Source organism: Dolichospermum flos-aquae CCAP 1403/13F (assembly GCF_012516395.1).
GTDB classification, from domain to species: Bacteria; Cyanobacteriota; Cyanobacteriia; order Cyanobacteriales; family Nostocaceae; genus Dolichospermum; species Dolichospermum lemmermannii.
On sequence record NZ_CP051206.1, the window covers coordinates 222,319 to 239,650 of the forward strand.

The window sequence follows — 17,332 nt, forward strand, 5'->3', positions numbered from 1 at the left end:
AAAAATGCACCTATTTTGGCTGATGGTGTCCCAAAATAGGTGCATTTTTTTGAGATAAAAATCTGTAAAACCTTTATTAATAAACGGTTTTAGCTTTATTCAGCAAGCCCTACATATACATTTTCGGTATCGGCTCAATAAATAGGGGTAACAGAGGAAAATAAGTGCAACGAGGTACACACAGTGTCATAGAATAGGAGACATGACGCAAAAAATTATTGAGAGTGACAAATTAATATCAAATTTACTGCAAACCATCGAGCCAAAAGGGATTGCAGACGAATCAATGCGTCATACAGTAGAGATATTACTAAATTTAATAGAGCAGTTACAATCAGAAGTCAAAGAATTAAGGGCAGAAAATCAGCGCCTACGGGATCATTCGTCAATTCTGCGCTAAGTGCAAAGTCATCGTCAACAATATGGGACAAAGATAGTCTACTTTACAGGGCGATAGTGAAGCGCTGCTGCAAGCAGTTCCGCCTATTCATTACCGAGAACTGCAATTTGATACTCTCGTCTTACCTGTCCACTATCTAAAGTTTGATTTTTAAGTAATATGACATATTTAGCTAAAATCCTGCGAAATTATGTGATGCTTAACTAAGATTATTGTTTTACATAATTTCACTTATTATGCCTAAATCTGACCCTGCCAAAATCAAAAAAAAAAGTATCATTCAGTCTTCCTTTTAGTATTGGTTCTGTGGAATGGGAAGCCGATCCAACAGAACGCAAAGCCGCCTGGTCACTTTCTGTTGAACTTGTTACCCGCATTGCAGTACAGCCTTTAGAAACTGACCAAGGACTTTTACGGGAAGCTTTGACATCTTTATACAACCTGTTTCCTGTAACCAGACAAGTTTTAAAGGAAGCAGGTCCTGATGTGGGAGCATCAATTGATTCAGTGGGAGGAATTGCGATCGCAGTCTTAAATAACGGTTTGCGTCCTTTCCTTGCTAAGTGGCATCCTCTCTTACAAACATGGGAAGCACAGCGTCCTCCTCATCTGAGTGCGAAAGAACATGAGCGCAATTGGTCTGAAGAAACAAAATTGCGGGCTGAGTTAGAATTACTGAGGAAAGACTTGGAAAAATATGCCAACGCATTAGCGGAAATTGCTGGAGTCAAGGAAAAACAAAAGGAAGTGAACAATGGCTGAATTTGATGTTTTTTTAGCTCACAATAGTATAGATAAGCCTGTAGTTAAAGTTATTTATGAAGCACTTGAAAAGCGTGGTATAACCTCGTGGTTAGATGGAGAAGAAATTCGTCCAGGAAGTTTATTTCAAGATGCAATACAAAAAGGAATTCCATTAAGTAAATCAGCCGCTATATTTATTGGAAAAAGTGGATTAGGAATGTGGCAAGGACTGGAATTAAAAGTAATTTTGTCAATGTGTTTAAAACAGAATATACCAGTAATTCCTGTGTTATTGCCAGGAGTGTCCGACTTGCCACAGGATATGCTTTTTTTGAAAGAATTCAATTATATAAATATTTATGACGGTGAGATAGTCAATAAAATTGTCAATAAACGTGTTTTAGATTTATTACAATGGGGCATAAAAGGCCAGAAACCAGAAGATTATTCAGCAGAACAGATAAAGATAAAGCCAGGAAAAATACCGAATAAAGAAAAGTTAGTAGACTTAGTAATTCAAGATATTTATGATAGAAAGGATAATCCCTACGCAGACGCTACAATATGGTTTGATGCTATTGAAAAAATTATTGATGATTTAGTTGATGATTTAGTTGATGCTATTGCAGAAAATAATGATAAAAACAAAAATAAAATATTGCCTCGATTGGGTAAAATTCCTATTTTTACTGCATATAGAAATTCTCAAGAATTACTGATAAATAAATACATTATGAATCAAATTAAAAATAAGCTAGAAAAAAAAGGAAAAAGTAAAAACGAAATTGTTAATATAATCCAACAACTATTGTTAAATTAATAAGACACTATGGAAAAACATAAATTTCTGAAAAACAACTATACAGCAGGAAATATTCTCAACTTATTGTTGCAATTATACTCGGAAAAAGATTTTCAATACTGGGATCTATCAGAAATAGATATTTGGGGTGTTGACTTCCGAGACGCTATCTTAACAGGAGTGGATTTTAATGACTCTGACCTGAAGAACTGTATTTTTACTCAACCTTTAGGATGTATTCACTCCATTGCTTTTAATGCTGATGGTAATTATTTTGCTACAGGCGATGCTCATGGATTAATTCGAGTACATAATACAGAAAACTTGGCTCTGTGTTTTTTTGAAAAGGGAGCAGGAAATCAGATTTGGTCAGTGGCTTTTAGTTCAGGGACAAATTCTCAACGATTTGCATTAGCAGCAGAAGATGGTAGCGTTAAGTTGTTCGAGATTGAAAACCTTGCTTCAGGCAAACTCAATTTTAAGGAAACCAACTCATGGCGTGAAACAGGACGTGTATTATCAGTAGCCTTTAGCCTTGATCCTGAAAGCAATATTCTGGCATTTGGAGGAGATGGAAATGCAATAACTTTCTACAAAATTAAAGAGAAAGATACAATACGTTTGCCCATCAGTAATGTGTATTGTATGACTTTTATTGATGACAGAACTCTTTATAGTTGTAGCCAAGAGGGAGATTTTATTGGTTGGGATTTAAGTACACGTAACCCTCAAATATTCTACCAAGAACGTAAGAGGCATGAAAAATTAATACGTTGTATTGCGTTTAATGCAACAAAACAAATTATAGCCACTGGATCTGAAGATGGAAAATTGAAAATTTTCGATACTAACAATAAACAAGACTTACAATTCCAGCTAGTCTATATTGAAAACGGATCTGAAAAAGACTATGAATATACAAAATATATTAGTGAAATACGTACACTAGCATTTAGTTGCGATGGGAGTATTCTTGCAATTGGATGTATTTGTAAGAATCAACCTGATAATAGTGAGCATAAAATTCTACTGTTTGATTTAACTGGAGACAAATGGAAACTGATTAGCACATTGGATAATTCTCTTTCAGAAAACCAAGACCAAAATGGTCATACACATTTGATCAGAAGCATTGCATTTAGTCCTAACACTGATAAACCTCTATTTTTTATAAGCGGTGGTGATGGACGCACTGTCAAACTCTGGGATTGGGATCAAGACAAAAAAAAATGGAAATGTCAAGATAATTTGAGAGGATACGCTAATCGCCTCTGGTCAGTGGCATTTAGTAAGAATGAAAATCAATCAATTTTTGCTTGTGGATGTGAAGATAATAACATTCATATTTGGAATTACAATGATCGCACACATATTCCTAGTTACACCCTTTCCAAACATAAGGATTGGGTTTGGTCAGTAGCCTTCAACCATGATGGAACACTTTTAGCTAGTGCTAGTGAAGATAAGACTATTGGTCTTTGGCAGTTTAAAGATAACAACTGGAATCTTATAAATCCTGAAGCAGAAAATACATCACAAACAAACCACTTACTTAACATAAAACATACTAAACGCGTTAGATGTGTTGCTTTTCATCCTACGGAAAATATTTTAGCTAGTACAGGGAATGATAATATAGTTATTCTATGGGATCTAAGAAATCTGAATAATATAAAAGTATTATCCAAATTTACGAATCACACCGACCGAGTGTTATCCCTAGCTTTTAGTCCAGATGGTCATTTCTTAGCTAGTAGCAGTCGGGATAAGACTATTCGTTTGATAGACATTGTAGATAGTGAACCAAGCAATGACCAGCAGTCAAACTCTTCGGTTTTGGAAAAACCACTGGAGGGGCATCAAGATCAAGTTCATAGTATTGCTTTTATTAAAAACACTGAAGGTTTAGTTTTTCCAAAAGAACAGGAAAATCCTCCAGAAACCCAGGAAATTAAACCCTTTTTGGTTAGCAGTGGTTTTGATAGACAACTGATATTATGGGGGATTAATCACAATAATACCTCTGTGGAGAAACTATGTTCTGTGAATGAAGGTCAAAGAATACTTTCTGTTGCGTGTCACCCCACAGAACTAATTATTGCTAGTGCCGGGCATGATCGCATTATTATACTATGGAAAATAGAAAAAAATGAAAAAAATGAATATGTATTCAAAAAAGTCAAGATACTTAAAGGACATAAACGCGCTGTAGAATCTATAGTATTTACTCCTGATTGCAAGAGGTTAATTAGTTGTGGACAAGACCAGACTATTAGGTTTTGGGATGTAGAGGTAGATAAGAATAAGGAGATTAGTAAAATTAATATTAGTCTTCACACCATAGAACTTGGTAAACCATACCAGGGTATGAATATTTCTGGAGTTAAAAATTTAGATCCTGCCCAAATATCTGTTTTAGAAGAATTAGGAGCTTCAAGAGATTAACAAATAAGCTGGTTGAATCAAAAAAAACGGAACTATTAAGTTTTATTCTTCCAAAAATTCAAAATGCCGTAAACCTTCTTCAATTCCAGCAGCAAACTCAGCTTTTGCTAAGTAACGATTTTTGCTTGGGTTTGCTTTGTGCCAATCTAGTAATTCTTGTTTGGCATTTGCAACAATAATACCTTTTTCTTTTCTATTGGCAAAGAGGGCAATATCATTACCAGAGTCCCCACACGCAACTGTTTTGGCTGGTTCTATTTCTAAATATTCGCGGACAAAGGTCATGGACATACCTTTGTTGGCTTTACGTGGTAGGATGTCTAGGTCTTTGTTATCACTATAAATAACTTGAATATCTAAACTTTGTTGGAGTAAGGCTTTTTCTAAGTCTGATACTATTTGTAGAGCCGTTTTTTCTTGGAGAAAATAGCTAACTTTAAAAGGTCTTTGCTCACTTTCCGGCTGTGGTTTTAATTGAGTAAAATTGGCAGCTATTTTTACAACTAATTCTCTATCCCAATCTTCAGATAGATTCTCTGACCACTGATTATTAATAATCAATTGATCTTGATGATTATAAGAGTAAATTTCTGTACCTACGGCGCAAATGAGTATATTTGGCTGTAAAAGTGCTGTTCGTTTTTGATTTTGTTGTTGTTCTAGTTGCTGATACAGATATAGCGATCGCCCAGTAGAGTAAACAATTTTTGTATTGTGTTGCTGACGATATAGTTCTAATTTGCGATTCAGTCCTTCCATTGCTTGATCATCACCCACGAGAGTGTGATCAAGATCGGTAATGAAAAGAAATTGAGTCACAGTATACTCCTTATATATAGTCGTTTTCAAACCAAATTCGCCTGACTATACCACAACTTGAAACCGAGTTGCAAAAAACTCAACTAAATGTAAAGTTAATCTATAGTAGTGAAATTGACCTTGACATTTTACCCCATACCAGCGATAAAGGTCAAGCAATGCAGTTTTTACGACAGAAGTGGAAATTTGCAGCCGAGCAGACTGTTGTTTGTGGCGATTCAGGTAATGATATAGCTTTATTCGCTGTCGGTAGGGAACGGGGAATCATTGTCGGGAATGCTCGTCCAGAGTTACTCCAATGGTATCATCAGCATCCTGCGGACTACCGTTACCTCGCCCAAAACCGTTGTGCTGCTGGGATTATGGAAGGTTTAAAATATTTTGGTTTCCTAGAATGATTAGCTATCTTAAAGGTATCGTTGCTGGTGTCCAAGCCATTACTCCTAATCGCGTCATCTTGACCTTAGAAGTCAATGGCACAGGTTACGATTTACAAATTCCCCAGCGTTTGTCCAACCAGTTAACATCAACTGGGGATGTGATCCAAATCTTTACCCATTACCAGATTCGAGAGGAAATCCCCATGCTTTACGGTTTTTCTTCTCCTTCCGAACGGGATTTATTTCGCCATTTGCTCAGTGTTAGCGGTATTGGTGCGGCATTAGCGATCGCTCTCTTGGATACAATGGAATTACCAGAGTTAGTCCAAGCCATTGTCGCTGCTAACATCCAAATGCTAATTCAAGCCCCTGGAGTGGGCAAGAAGACCGCTGAACGCATCTGTTTAGAACTAAAGAGTAAACTCATCGAATGGCGCAAATCAGCGGGCTTCTTTGTGGCTACAGGGGGACCCGCACCAGGAATTTTAGAAGAAGTGCAAATGACTCTTTTCGCTTTGGGATATACTGCCCATGAAGTCAGTCACGCTTTGCACACAGTTAGCGAAAATATTGGTTTACCCAAAAATGCCTATGTGGAAGATTGGATTAGACAAGCGATCGCCTATCTTAGCAGTAGTGAAGTAGAGTGTTCCTAATTCATGATCAATAATAATCCCTATGCTTGGATAAATGAATCTCTCGCCACTATTCATCGGGCTGACTGGTATCGTTCCGTGCAAACTATTCACAGCCGACCCGGTGCAACTGTGGTCTTATCTGGGCAAGAGGTTATTAATTTTGCCAGTAATGATTACTTAGGATTAGCAGGAGATGAACGCTTACAAATAGCCGCCATTACTGCTATTCAACAATTCGGCACTGGTAGTACAGGTTCTAGATTACTCAGTGGGCATCGAGAAATACATAGAGAATTAGAACAGGCAATAGCATCTACTAAACAAACCCAAGACGCATTAGTATTTAGTTCTGGTTATTTAGCTAATTTAGGGACAATTGCGGCCATAGTCGGCAAAAGAGACTTAATTTTATCTGATGAATATAATCATTCCAGCTTAAAAAAGGGAGCAATTCTCAGCGGTGCAACTGTCATGGAATATCCGCACGGTGGTACTGCAGTACTGCAAGAAAAGTTACGGGAACACAGGAAAAATTTTCGCCGCTGTTTGATCATCACTGATAGCGTCTTTAGCATGGATGGTGATTTATGTCCATTACCCCAACTGCTAGATTTAGCTGAAGAATTTAACAGTATGCTACTTCTAGACGAAGCTCATGCTACAGGAGTCATGGGAAAAACTGGCGCTGGCTGTGTAGAACATTTCGGGTGTACGGGTAGAGAATTAATTCAAATTGGTACATTAAGTAAAGCCTTGGGGAGTTTAGGCGGATATGTCGCCGGAAGTGGCTCTCTAATTGACTTTCTACGCAATCGCGCCCCTAGTTGGATTTATACTACCGCCCTTTCTCCCGCAGATACAGCAGCAGCCTTAGCAGCGATTAAGATAGTGCAAGAAGAACCGGAAAGGCGATCGCAACTTTGGCAAAATGTCAATTATTTAAAACAATTAATTACAGAGAATTTACCTAACTTAAAGTTATTCCCCACAGAATCGCCGATATTATGTTTTCAATTATCTAGTGCAGCAGCAGCATTAACAGCCGGAAAGCATTTGCGAGAATCAGGAATCTTTGCACCAGCCATTCGTCCCCCCACAGTTAGCACCAGCCGGATTAGAATATCTGTAATGGCTACCCATGAGTTAGCACATCTTCAGAAATTGGTAGAAGTGATTAAAAGTATGGAAGGGTAAGGCTTTATTGAGTTTAGCAGCGATAGCGAAGCGCTGCTGCAAGCAGTTCGCCTGGAATGTTACGATAATGACAATTATTTCGCGCAAAGTCGCAAAGGAGCAAAGACGAAAAGGAAGAGATTTTCTTTTTCAGCCATTATAGGGGTTTGGCAAAAAATTAAATCCTGTAAATCCTTAAATCCTGGATATCCTGATTCAGACAATTATAATTATAGGAAATGTTGGTTTTCCTTGCGTCAACCCAACCTACTAGCTAATATTTGGGCAGGATTCTCCCTATTGGGTATGTTGGGTATGTTTGTGTGTAGAAATTTAAACTCAATACCCGTGAATGAAATTGTCAAACTGCTTGTGGGGGAAGGATTTTCAAGTCTTTTTCTATATCTCTGATTTCAGATTTATGGGAAGAGTTTTTGCGCTTGAATTTGGACATTTTAATTTTGACAACACGGGGATTAATACGTTTTCGTCGGGGGCGATCAATTTCAGACTGGGAAATTAATGATAATAAATATTGATGTTGAATTTCTCGTAATTTTAAGGATGAATGGCTGATGAGTTGTACTAAATCTATAACTAGTTGCAAAGATTCAAGAAAACTAAGGAGTAAAGGATTTTTATTATATTCGTTAGCAGATTGGTAAATTAAATCGCGGAGTAGATTATAAGCAATTAACATAGCATAAAGTTCTTGTTCGACTAATTCAGATGTTTTGCTCCGAAAAATAGTGGGCATTTGTCCTTTGAGCGTAGCACATTGATGTGTTTTTATTTCACAGAAACTAATTTCCACCTCCCATCTGCAATGATAGTGAATAATTAATTCTTTGGCAGAAATATTAGGGTCAATAATACTAGTAACTAAACGACGAGGGAGAAAACCAGGAATTTGATATTCAATAACTCGGACAATGATACTTTCCTGATTCCATTGTTTATGCGATTCTGTAGATTTTTCTAAATTGAGAATTTTGCCATTAATTTCTGATAAATAACTTCCATCTGGATATCTAGCCATGTATCCATCTGGCAAACGAGAATCAGAGATAACAGGTAGTTTAACATTAGAAGCTACCCTAAGTAAAAAGTCGCATTCTTTTGTACGAATACTAAAAATAGTTGCAAAGGAATATAAACCAGCATCTAATAAAAATAATAAGTTTTTCTGGTTAAATTGTGCCAGTAATTTAGTCATTAAAGTCCTTTCACCAGTTCCTTTACCTTGGCTCGAACCATAGGTAAAATCTAGGATCAGGCGTGTTGATGCTGATATTAATGTGACTATTCTCAGCATGGGAAAAGCACTTTCTCCTCGACCACATTTAGACTTCCCAAATTTATCACGATTACTTTCAGTATCAGGTGTCGTACCTGTGGAACCATCAAATATTACTGTAGTCCATTTATGAAAGTCATATTTCAATGTTGTCAAACTAGAAGTGAGTTTTTTAAATATTAGTTGAAAAACTGTTAATCCTATACGAACTCTGGCATGACTCATAGCACCTTCAGAAATAAGTTGTTTTGGTAGACAACAGGATAACCACCTCAATCCTGATATCATCCAATCCATTATTCCTAAATAACTTAAATCACGACGGATAGTGGAGAGAATTACAAACCAAATGACAAACGTTGGTACTAGAATCGTTCCTTGACGACATTTACTTGATGAAACACTCGCCAAAGATTCTTTGATAATAGTTGATAAATGTTTTGCAATTGGTTGCAGATCATATTCTGTCGTAAACTGAGTAAGCATCTGATGATGTTCTTTTTGAATTCCCATACAAAACTGTCAAGGATGACTTGAAATAAACTCTTATAAAGCTTAAATATTCTTTCATATTTTGTCAATATATACTATCAGGCTACTCATTTTGGAGCAGGAATAAAAATTCTCGACGAAAAAAATGACACATTTATGATTTTTTAAATTTGATTTCAAATAATTGACAAGATTGATGATTTATAAATTCAAGAAAAATCTCATGATCATATAATTTTAGATACATTTTGCCTGGAGTTTAGACTAAACTGAAGTTATTTTTATGCCTTAATATTTGCAGAATTAATATTAGTAATTATTTGTAGGCTATTAATTTCATTCACGGGTATTGAGTTTAAGTCCCATAAATAATTTTGTTGGAAATTGGGAGAAACGGCATTAAAATTATATCCGCGTTCTTGATATATATATACCCAGAAGTTTTTGAAGAATCCCAGGATGAAAAGTTTGATTTAGACGCAATTTAGAGACGTTGACTAAAACGCCTCTATTTTTTTTCAGAACATCTAATCAACTTTAAACCTAGCTAATAATTCCTCACGGGAAAGATTAAGTAATAACTGAGTTCTTTCTGTGAGAGAAAGTTCCATCAACTGACTGATAATAGAAGATAACTCCTCATCTAAATTACCAAAACGCACCGCTAACAAACTCTCGACCATCAAACGCTGTCCGTCTTGTTGTCCTTCCTGTCTTCCTTCTTCAAGTCCCTCTTGTTTCCATTCTTCCCGTTGTTTTAGATACGCTGGTGATAAACTCATAATTAACTCCCTTACTTCTTCATCATTAACATCACTATTCAATTCTAAATTTTTCTGCCAAGATGCGAAAATTTCTACCAGTTTATTCCATTTATCATTCTCTCGTGAAAGTTCAACAACTTTGCTGATAGCTTCAGTTTGAGTTTTGCCTTTTCCCATTGCCCTTAACCATAGTGTATCCTCTATTATGGGTAATTGGTTAATAGCAATAATAGCCGCTTTCTGGTATTTTGGCAGAAAATAAACTCCTTTTTCCCATCCCTCCTTTGTTTTTGCTCCAAACCCTTCCAAGATTCTTTCAGAACAAGTGGGTGTTAAAATCCATAGAAAGGGTAATTCTTCTTCAGAGATAGAACGTTTTTCTCTTTTCGCTTGTCTTAACAATTCACCCTGAACACTATACAATTTTAACAAACAACTCCTAATTTCTACCTCATTAGGTGCATTACGGTAAGGTTCAAAAAGACAGCTTGTAACCGCCATTTTTCCTAATAATCCTAATTCAGAATTTATAACTGTTGTTGTCGGAACAAACCAAACATCTATTTCCTGAACTTCGCTTTTTACATCTTTACTGGTTTTGACCTCTCCTAAAGGTGCTAATAATTCTTCTAGATATTCTTTAGCAAGTTGGTCGTGCGGTTGTCTTGTCATAAATCAGTATTTTCTTATATCAGTATATAAAGTTTTATCGTCAGCGTGTTCAATATCCCGATTCTCAAAGCGTGAGGGAAATTATCAATGATCTGCACAAATCAAGGCATTAGACCTTTATGATACAATAATACTAACTCAATTAAGAACTCTCCTCTAATTTTTTTCATTTTCCAATCATCAATCCATGACCAAAAAAGTAGATATTGGTAGTAAACGCTTAATCAGTCTCGCCTAATAATTGGGTACAATGGGTAACACAAAGAAAAGATATTCGGGTGAAAGAGTTTATTTCCTCAGAATTTCAATGGATTAGCCGCGATAACGACGTACTGATTAAAGCCGAAAATCCAGAGGGTGAATTTTTAATTCTCAATGATCTACAATTGCGTTATAACGAGATAATGCCTCTGAGAATGACGGCTTATATTGCTTTAGCACGGGAACGTTATAAATTACCCATATATCCCGTACTTATCAATATTTTACCCCATGTCAAAACACCCAACATTCCCAACTTCTATGAACAGGAGTTTATGGGAATGAAGAGTTATCAAGAATATCGGGTAATTAATCTCTGGGAAATTGAAGCTAGTTTAGTATTTCAGCAAAACTTAACAACTTTATTACCATTTATACCCATTCTCAAAGGAGGTGGAGAAGAAGCAATTGTCAGAGAAGCAGTAATTAAACTGCGAGAAAATGAAAAGTTAAGCGATTTAGAACCCTTATTATCGTTTTTTGCATCCTTTGTCCTAGAAATACCAATAGTTCAACAAATCATGAGGTGGGATATGACAGTATTAAGAGAATCACCCTGGTATAACGAAATCCTCAAACAAGTTTTACAGCAAGGTTTACAGCAAGGTGAACAACAAGGTGAAGCTAATTTAATTATTCGTTTATTATCAAAGCGGTTTGGTAATTTAGATATAGCAATTGCATCACAAATCCGCCAGTTATCAATTTCTCAATTAGAAACATTAGGAGAAAGTATCTTTGATTTTTCTGCTATGGCTGATTTAGAAAACTGGTTACAACAAAATACTGATTAAAAAAGTGAAAATCTGGGAATTGATTACGTCAACACTTTGATTAGTATTCCAATACATGAGCTATTTTTTTAGGTTGGGTTAAGCAAAAGCGCATGAGTTAGGACATATTCAGAAATTGGTAGAAGTGATCAAAAGCATGGAAGAATTAAAGTCAACATCAGATTTTTAACAAAAATATTCACAATATGTCACCTCATATCCACCTACTGCTATGACCTTTGACTTTCCTAATACCGCCCTTTCCGTAGCTGGTTTAACCGACTATCTAAAATTACTCTTAGAACAAGATGAAATTCTCAGACAAGTGTGGGTAACTGGAGAAGTTTCCAGCACAAATCATCACCAGAGTGGGTTATTTTTTACATTAAGAGATACTGATAGTGCAGCCGCGATTAAGTGCGTGGCTTGGAAAAGTCAAGTAGCAAAATTAGCACAAATGCCAGTTCCTGGTGAACAGTTAATTATTTTAGGCAGTATTCGTATTTACCCGCAACGGGGAGAGTATCAATTAACAGTGTGGCAAGCCTTACCTGCTGGTGTAGGTTTACAGGCATTACGCTATCAACAACTGAAAAATCGCTTACAGGCTGAGGGACTATTTGATACAGAGAGAAAAAGATACTTTCCCTCACATCCGCAAATTATCGCCGTTATTACGTCCCCAACAGCAGCCGCTTGGGGTGATATTCAAAAAACCCTTAAACATAGATATCCCGGCTTAAACATCTTATTTTCTCCCGCAACAGTACAAGGTGAACAAGCACCAGCGTCCATTGTAAAAGCCATTGAAAGAGTCAAAAAAGATGGACGTGCAGAAGTATTAATTTTATCAAGAGGTGGTGGTGCTGTTGAGGAATTAGCTTGTTTTAATGATGAAAGAGTGGTTATGGCTGTTGCTAATTGTCCAATTCCCGTTATTACTGGTATCGGACATGAAAGGGATGAATCCTTAACTGATTTGGTGGCCGATTTATGCGTACATACACCAACAGCCGCAGCGGAAACCGTAGTACCTGCATTGGCTGATTTGCAAATTCAACACCAACAGCGAATTACAGACTTGTGTACAGCCGTAAATTCATCATTAGCAGCTAGGGAAAAGCAACTTCAAGGATTAAAACATCGGTTGCGTCAATTGCGGTTAGATAGACAAGTAGAACAGGAAAGAGACAAGTTATCTTGGAAACATCGGCAATTATTACAGGTAACAACGGGAAAATTACAACAGGCCGACCAACACTTAGAAATGTTACGACAAAAATTGGCCAGTATTGATCCCAAGTCCGTTTTACAGCGTGGCTATGCAGTGGTGATAACAGAAAATGGTGTAATTCCTCGTTCTGTATCAGAATTAACTATAGGAGAAAATTTAGTGATTCAGTTGGCACAAGGTAAGGTAACAGTTAAAGTTATAGAAGTTACTGAAGGTTGAGTGCTGGAAAATATATTTTCAGACTTGAGGCTTCATACTCAGGATGCTCTACTGTACGCTGTAAGCTATGTCCTATCATGATTCTGCCTTATTACAAAAAATCTCTGTCGAGATTTGTCAATCAATTATTGCTATTCAAAAACAGCAACCAGAATTCTTGATTGCAAAATATCGAACTATTAACTGGCAAATATCTACAAATAAATCGGCTTTAAGTACAAAATTCACAGCCATACTCAGTCAAACTCAAAGCTGGGATGAATTATTACAAAAACTGCAATCATCACTTAAAGCGGTGCTTGTTCCCGCAGCCTTTGATTCACAAATACTATCGGATTTAATATCTGCTGTTGAGCAGCTAAATCCAGAAAATATTGATGTAAATACTAACCATTTACTCCAACGACAATCTGCTAGTATAACTATTTTGCTTTTAGATGCAGAAAACCTGCAACTAAACACGAATACAGAAAAGTTTTTAAGTACAATTTGTCATTGTCCTGTACAAGTTAAAATTGCTTTTGCTAATTGGTCAAATCGCGGAAAGTTGGATGTAGAATTACATGAACGTGGCTATGATTTAATTCATGTTCCTGCTGGTAGAGATAATGCTGATGGTAAAATGATTGCGGTGGGTTCTTCTATTCATGAACGCTATCCTCATGTGAAGGAGGTGTTTGTTTGTTCGTCAGATAAGGTAATGACAAACTTATGTAATACACTACAACAAAATGGGATATTAGTTTATCAAGTTACTCAGCATGGAGAAAATATTAAAGTATTCAATAGTTTAACAAGTGAAACTATTAATTATTCTCTTAAACCTTTGCCAGAGATACCATCTATAGAGCAGTTTCTTTTGCAAATGAAGGGTTTGATTAAATTACAACAAAAACAAACTAAAAGTTATTGGATTAAGCTTTCGATTCTGTCTAAATTATTTAAAAGCAAACATCAATTAACCATTAGCCAAATTATTGCTCATCACTTTCCCGGTAAGCAAGCCAAAGACGTATTTATTCACTATCCATCTGAGATTGTAGTTCATCAAATTGATGAGAAATCTGAATTATATGTCACCCTTTTTGAACATCATCAATCGAAATCAGAAAATACTCAGGATAATTCACAACAGGAAATTCTGACATCAAAAGTATTATCTCCTATTAATTCTCCCGCAGATTTAGAGCAAGCAATCAAGAATATTTTGACTAATTTAAGCAAGGTAGATAATCAGAAATCCGTTGATATTAGTATTTTGGCAAGTAAATTTTATCAGCAATATGGTAAACCAATAACTGAACAAATCAAACAATTAAAGATTGGGGGTAGTTTTGCTAAATTTCTCCATTCTTGTCATTCTTTGCAAATTCAGCAAGTCGGTAAAAAATGGGAAGTGGGTGTGAAAAAATCTGAACTATGATTTGTTGGATTTGGATAATTAATTTGATTTAGAGAATTAAACCCAGAATACCGAGATAGACTGTACTATAAATATAGTCTGTAAAGAAATGTAAATATTATGATGCTAGAAGATAAAGTTATTGTCATTGTCGGTGCTACTGGTGGTATTGGTTCTACCTTAACTCGTCAGTTATCCTCCACTGGTGCGAGGTTGGTACTTGTAGCTAGAGACGGGGAAAGTTTAGCAGCATTAGCTAATGAGTTATCAGGAGAGGTTCTGACAGTTCCTACTGATATTACTCAACCCCAACAGGTAGACGCATTAATTCAAAGGACAATAGCTCAGTTTGGACAAATTGATGTTTTGGTAAATGCAGCCGGAGCGGGTATTCTCAAAGCCTACAACACCATTGAATCGGCAGATTTAGATGCAATGCTGGATTTGAATTTAAAAGGCTGTTTTTACACCACTCAAGCCGCAGCGAAGGAGATGCAAAAACGGAAATCTGGTCATATTTGTAATGTTGTCGGTATTCTTGGTAAACATTCAATGCCTATGGCTGCGGCTTATTCTGCGTCTAAGTTCGGTGTGGTGGGTTTTAGTAAATGTATAGCGGAAGAACTGAAACGCTTTGGGGTGAAAATTACGCTTTTTTACTTTGGGGGGATAGATTCTTCTTTTTGGGATAAGGTAAATTTAAAAGTAGATCGGAGTAAAATGCTTAGTTGTGAAACTGCGGCAAATGCTATTTTTTATGCTTTATCTGCCGAACCCCAGGCTATACCCATGGAAATTAATATTCAACCTGAGAGTCATTTATTTTTTTAGTATGTCATAGATTCAGAGGGAATAGGGAACGGGCAACTTTCTAACAGGAAAAACTCATGTTTGAGTTAAACATGAGATTGAAATAATGACACTGTTTTTTTGGTGCTTACGCATCTTTTAAAAACATCTTTTTTTTGACAGAAGCTCTAAACTGCTGCAAATGAGTGTTTCTTATCTGTTCCCTGTTCCCTGTTCCCTGTTCCCTTTTTTTGTAAATACTGGATTTAAAATAAATTATGCTGCAAATTGATCACGTTCACTTTTATGTCGAAGATGCCCAAAGGTGGCGAGATTGGTTTGTTTATTGTCTTGGTTTTCAAACAGTAAATGATGGCTTTTTTCCAAGTCTTTCTCATCATCAAAAATCGTTACATACTCGGACAGAAGTGGTGAAAAGTGGATCTGTCTACTTTTTACTTTCTTCTGCGATTTTACCGACTAGCCCGGTGGCTGAGTTTTTGCGTCAACATCCTCCTGGTGTGGCTGATATAGCCTTTGTAGTTGATGATGTGGAAGCTTTGACAGCAAGGGCTATAAGTAATGGGGCTAGGATTCTCCAACCTGTTGAAGATGCTGGATTTTGTCAGTATGCCAAAATTGCTGCTTGGGGTGGTTTAAATCATACGTTAATTACTAAAAATACCGCAAAAATAGCAGATAACAAAAATATTTTACATGATTCTATTACGGCGATTGATCATCTAGTTTTGAATGTGGGAGTTGGTGAATTAGAAACTGCTGTTAATTGGTATCAAAAAATATTTGATTTTCAACCTCAACAAACTTTTAATATTAAAACTGATCGTTCTGGTTTGCATAGTCAGGTAATGATTTCACCTCATGGTAATATTCAATTACCAATTAATGAACCGGCTTCGCCTAGTTCGCAAATTCAGGAGTTTTTGGATGTAAATCGAGGGGCAGGTATTCAACATATTGCTTTATTAATACCTGATCTTGTGAATGCAATTTCTCGATTTCGCGCTGCTGGTTTATCTTTTCTTTCTGTTCCCCAAAGTTACTATTCCCAGCTACAACAACGATATAAATTTTCTCTGTCAACTGAAGAATTACAAGCTATATCTCATCAGGAAATTCTGGTAGACTGGCATGAAAATTCTCACCCAGGTCAGTTATTATTGCAAATTTTCAGTCAACCAATTTTTTCAAAACCAACTTTTTTCTTTGAGTTTATTGAACGTCGTTCTTTTGCCCAAGGTTTTGGAGAAGGTAATTTTCTGGCTTTATTTCAAGCTATTGAACGTGAACAAATTAAACGCGGTATTGATTTCCCTTCAAGCCAGGGAATAAATTCCCTGTCTAAAAGCTAAAGTCGGTTAAAACCGACTATTTTATCAGCATAAATAGGATAATTTTTAATCCTCACCTACTTACTGGGAACGTTGAATATTACCTGCTTTTACCCAACCTTCTTTATCGGTATCAGCAATGCGAATTTTTTGCCATTTTTTATCGGCGCTTTCTTCTAAAATAATTACTTTTTTATTACCACCAACTCCACCAGTAGTGGAAGAATTTGCATCTGGTTCAGACCGCATACTTAGTCCTTGCGCCCAAGTAACTGTTCCTTCGTAAGCATCTGGTGGCAATGCTTTGGGTGATTCTGTGGGAGTGGGGGTGGGAGTAGCTGTAGGGCTAGATGTGGGGTTGGGAGTAGCTGATTTTTGCGATTGAGATTTGGGAGTGGCTTTGGGCTTTTTAATTTGTTTAGAAGGATTATCGTTAGCATACAGTGGCTTGGGAGGAGTTACTGCGGTACGGTTAACAAAATATAGGGCAACTGTTAAGCCAGTACCTAATAAAACTGCGATCGCTAAAATAAAACCGAGTATAACTTTAAGTAAGTTTGTAAGCATATAGTAGGGAATTGGTAATTGGTAATTGGTAATTGGTAATTGGTTAGTTTTTTTCTGCTTTCTTCTTCCTTCTTTCTTCTTTCTTTTCTTCCTCCTGACTCCTGACTCC

15 protein-coding genes and 1 pseudogene are annotated in these 17,332 nt (G+C 36.4%); 12 read left to right on the plus strand and 4 right to left on the minus strand.

Going from position 1 to position 17,332, the window contains the following annotated elements; genetic code table 11:
- The first annotated feature begins 202 nt into the window (after positions 1–202).
- The 4 genes from HGD76_RS01180 (at position 203) to HGD76_RS01195 (ending at position 4,391) form a co-directional block, all read left to right on the plus strand.
- The gene (locus tag HGD76_RS01180) at positions 203–400 is read left to right on the plus strand and encodes a hypothetical protein (RefSeq protein WP_168694727.1); all 198 of its coding nucleotides are present in this window, start codon (positions 203–205) and stop codon (positions 398–400) included.
- A gap of 306 nt (positions 401–706) precedes the next feature.
- A complete protein-coding gene (locus tag HGD76_RS01185) occupies positions 707–1,162 on the plus strand; it encodes a hypothetical protein (RefSeq protein ID WP_233467002.1) in 456 nt (151 codons plus the stop codon).
- Positions 1,155–1,964 carry a toll/interleukin-1 receptor domain-containing protein gene (locus HGD76_RS01190; protein ID WP_148766030.1) on the plus strand — a complete coding sequence of 270 codons (810 nt, stop codon included), beginning with the start codon at positions 1,155–1,157 and terminating at the stop codon, positions 1,962–1,964. Before HGD76_RS01185 ends, HGD76_RS01190 begins: the two co-directional genes overlap by 8 nt.
- Positions 1,965–1,973: 9 nt before the next feature.
- Positions 1,974–4,391 carry a WD40 repeat domain-containing protein gene (locus HGD76_RS01195; protein WP_168694728.1) on the plus strand — a complete coding sequence of 806 codons (2,418 nt, stop codon included), beginning with the start codon at positions 1,974–1,976 and terminating at the stop codon, positions 4,389–4,391.
- 42 nt (positions 4,392–4,433) lie between these two features.
- On the opposite strand, the gene HGD76_RS01200 is transcribed toward HGD76_RS01195, so the two are convergent.
- Complete coding sequence (locus HGD76_RS01200; protein WP_168694729.1) at positions 4,434–5,210, minus strand: sucrose-phosphate phosphatase; 777 nt, start codon at positions 5,208–5,210, stop codon at positions 4,434–4,436.
- A gap of 47 nt (positions 5,211–5,257) precedes the next feature.
- Here HGD76_RS01200 and HGD76_RS01205 point away from each other — a divergent pair.
- The 3 genes and pseudogenes from HGD76_RS01205 to bioF form a co-directional block, all read left to right on the plus strand.
- Positions 5,258–5,608, plus strand: a pseudogene (locus HGD76_RS01205) (HAD-IIB family hydrolase); the annotation flags it as partial.
- On the plus strand, positions 5,605–6,246 hold the full coding sequence (ruvA, locus tag HGD76_RS01210; protein ID WP_015080791.1) for a Holliday junction branch migration protein RuvA: 642 nt from the start codon (positions 5,605–5,607) through the stop codon (positions 6,244–6,246). The pseudogene HGD76_RS01205 and the gene ruvA, both read left to right, overlap by 4 nt.
- Positions 6,247–6,252: 6 nt before the next feature.
- The gene (gene bioF, locus HGD76_RS01215; RefSeq protein WP_168697324.1) at positions 6,253–7,422 is read left to right on the plus strand and encodes an 8-amino-7-oxononanoate synthase; all 1,170 of its coding nucleotides are present in this window, start codon (positions 6,253–6,255) and stop codon (positions 7,420–7,422) included.
- A gap of 340 nt (positions 7,423–7,762) precedes the next feature.
- Here the strand turns inward: bioF and HGD76_RS01220 are convergent, their stop codons facing one another.
- Together HGD76_RS01220 and HGD76_RS01225 are read right to left on the minus strand one after the other, a co-directional pair.
- On the minus strand, positions 7,763–9,211 hold the full coding sequence (locus tag HGD76_RS01220) for an IS4 family transposase (RefSeq protein WP_168694730.1): 1,449 nt from the start codon (positions 9,209–9,211) through the stop codon (positions 7,763–7,765).
- A gap of 506 nt (positions 9,212–9,717) precedes the next feature.
- Positions 9,718–10,626 (minus strand): RpnC/YadD family protein, encoded by a 909-nt coding sequence (locus HGD76_RS01225; RefSeq protein ID WP_168694731.1) that lies wholly within the window; start codon positions 10,624–10,626, stop codon positions 9,718–9,720.
- A gap of 278 nt (positions 10,627–10,904) precedes the next feature.
- Between HGD76_RS01225 and HGD76_RS01230 the strand changes: the two genes are divergently transcribed.
- From HGD76_RS01230 to hppD, 5 genes are all read left to right on the plus strand, one after another.
- The gene (locus HGD76_RS01230; protein WP_325064824.1) at positions 10,905–11,681 is read left to right on the plus strand and encodes a DUF4351 domain-containing protein; all 777 of its coding nucleotides are present in this window, start codon (positions 10,905–10,907) and stop codon (positions 11,679–11,681) included.
- Positions 11,682–11,892: 211 nt separating this feature from the next.
- Positions 11,893–13,113 carry an exodeoxyribonuclease VII large subunit gene (gene xseA / locus HGD76_RS01235; protein WP_168694732.1) on the plus strand — a complete coding sequence of 407 codons (1,221 nt, stop codon included), beginning with the start codon at positions 11,893–11,895 and terminating at the stop codon, positions 13,111–13,113.
- A gap of 67 nt (positions 13,114–13,180) precedes the next feature.
- A complete protein-coding gene (locus HGD76_RS01240; RefSeq protein ID WP_168694733.1) occupies positions 13,181–14,536 on the plus strand; it encodes an NYN domain-containing protein in 1,356 nt (451 codons plus the stop codon).
- A 99-nt stretch (positions 14,537–14,635) separates the two neighbouring features.
- The gene (locus HGD76_RS01245; RefSeq protein ID WP_210967694.1) at positions 14,636–15,346 is read left to right on the plus strand and encodes an SDR family oxidoreductase; all 711 of its coding nucleotides are present in this window, start codon (positions 14,636–14,638) and stop codon (positions 15,344–15,346) included.
- A 236-nt stretch (positions 15,347–15,582) separates the two neighbouring features.
- The gene (hppD, locus tag HGD76_RS01250) at positions 15,583–16,677 is read left to right on the plus strand and encodes a 4-hydroxyphenylpyruvate dioxygenase (RefSeq protein ID WP_210967695.1); all 1,095 of its coding nucleotides are present in this window, start codon (positions 15,583–15,585) and stop codon (positions 16,675–16,677) included.
- Between the two features lie 60 nt (positions 16,678–16,737).
- Here the strand turns inward: hppD and HGD76_RS01255 are convergent, their stop codons facing one another.
- Complete coding sequence (locus HGD76_RS01255; protein WP_168694734.1) at positions 16,738–17,223, minus strand: SH3 domain-containing protein; 486 nt, start codon at positions 17,221–17,223, stop codon at positions 16,738–16,740.
- Between the last annotated feature and the right edge of the window lie 109 nt (positions 17,224–17,332).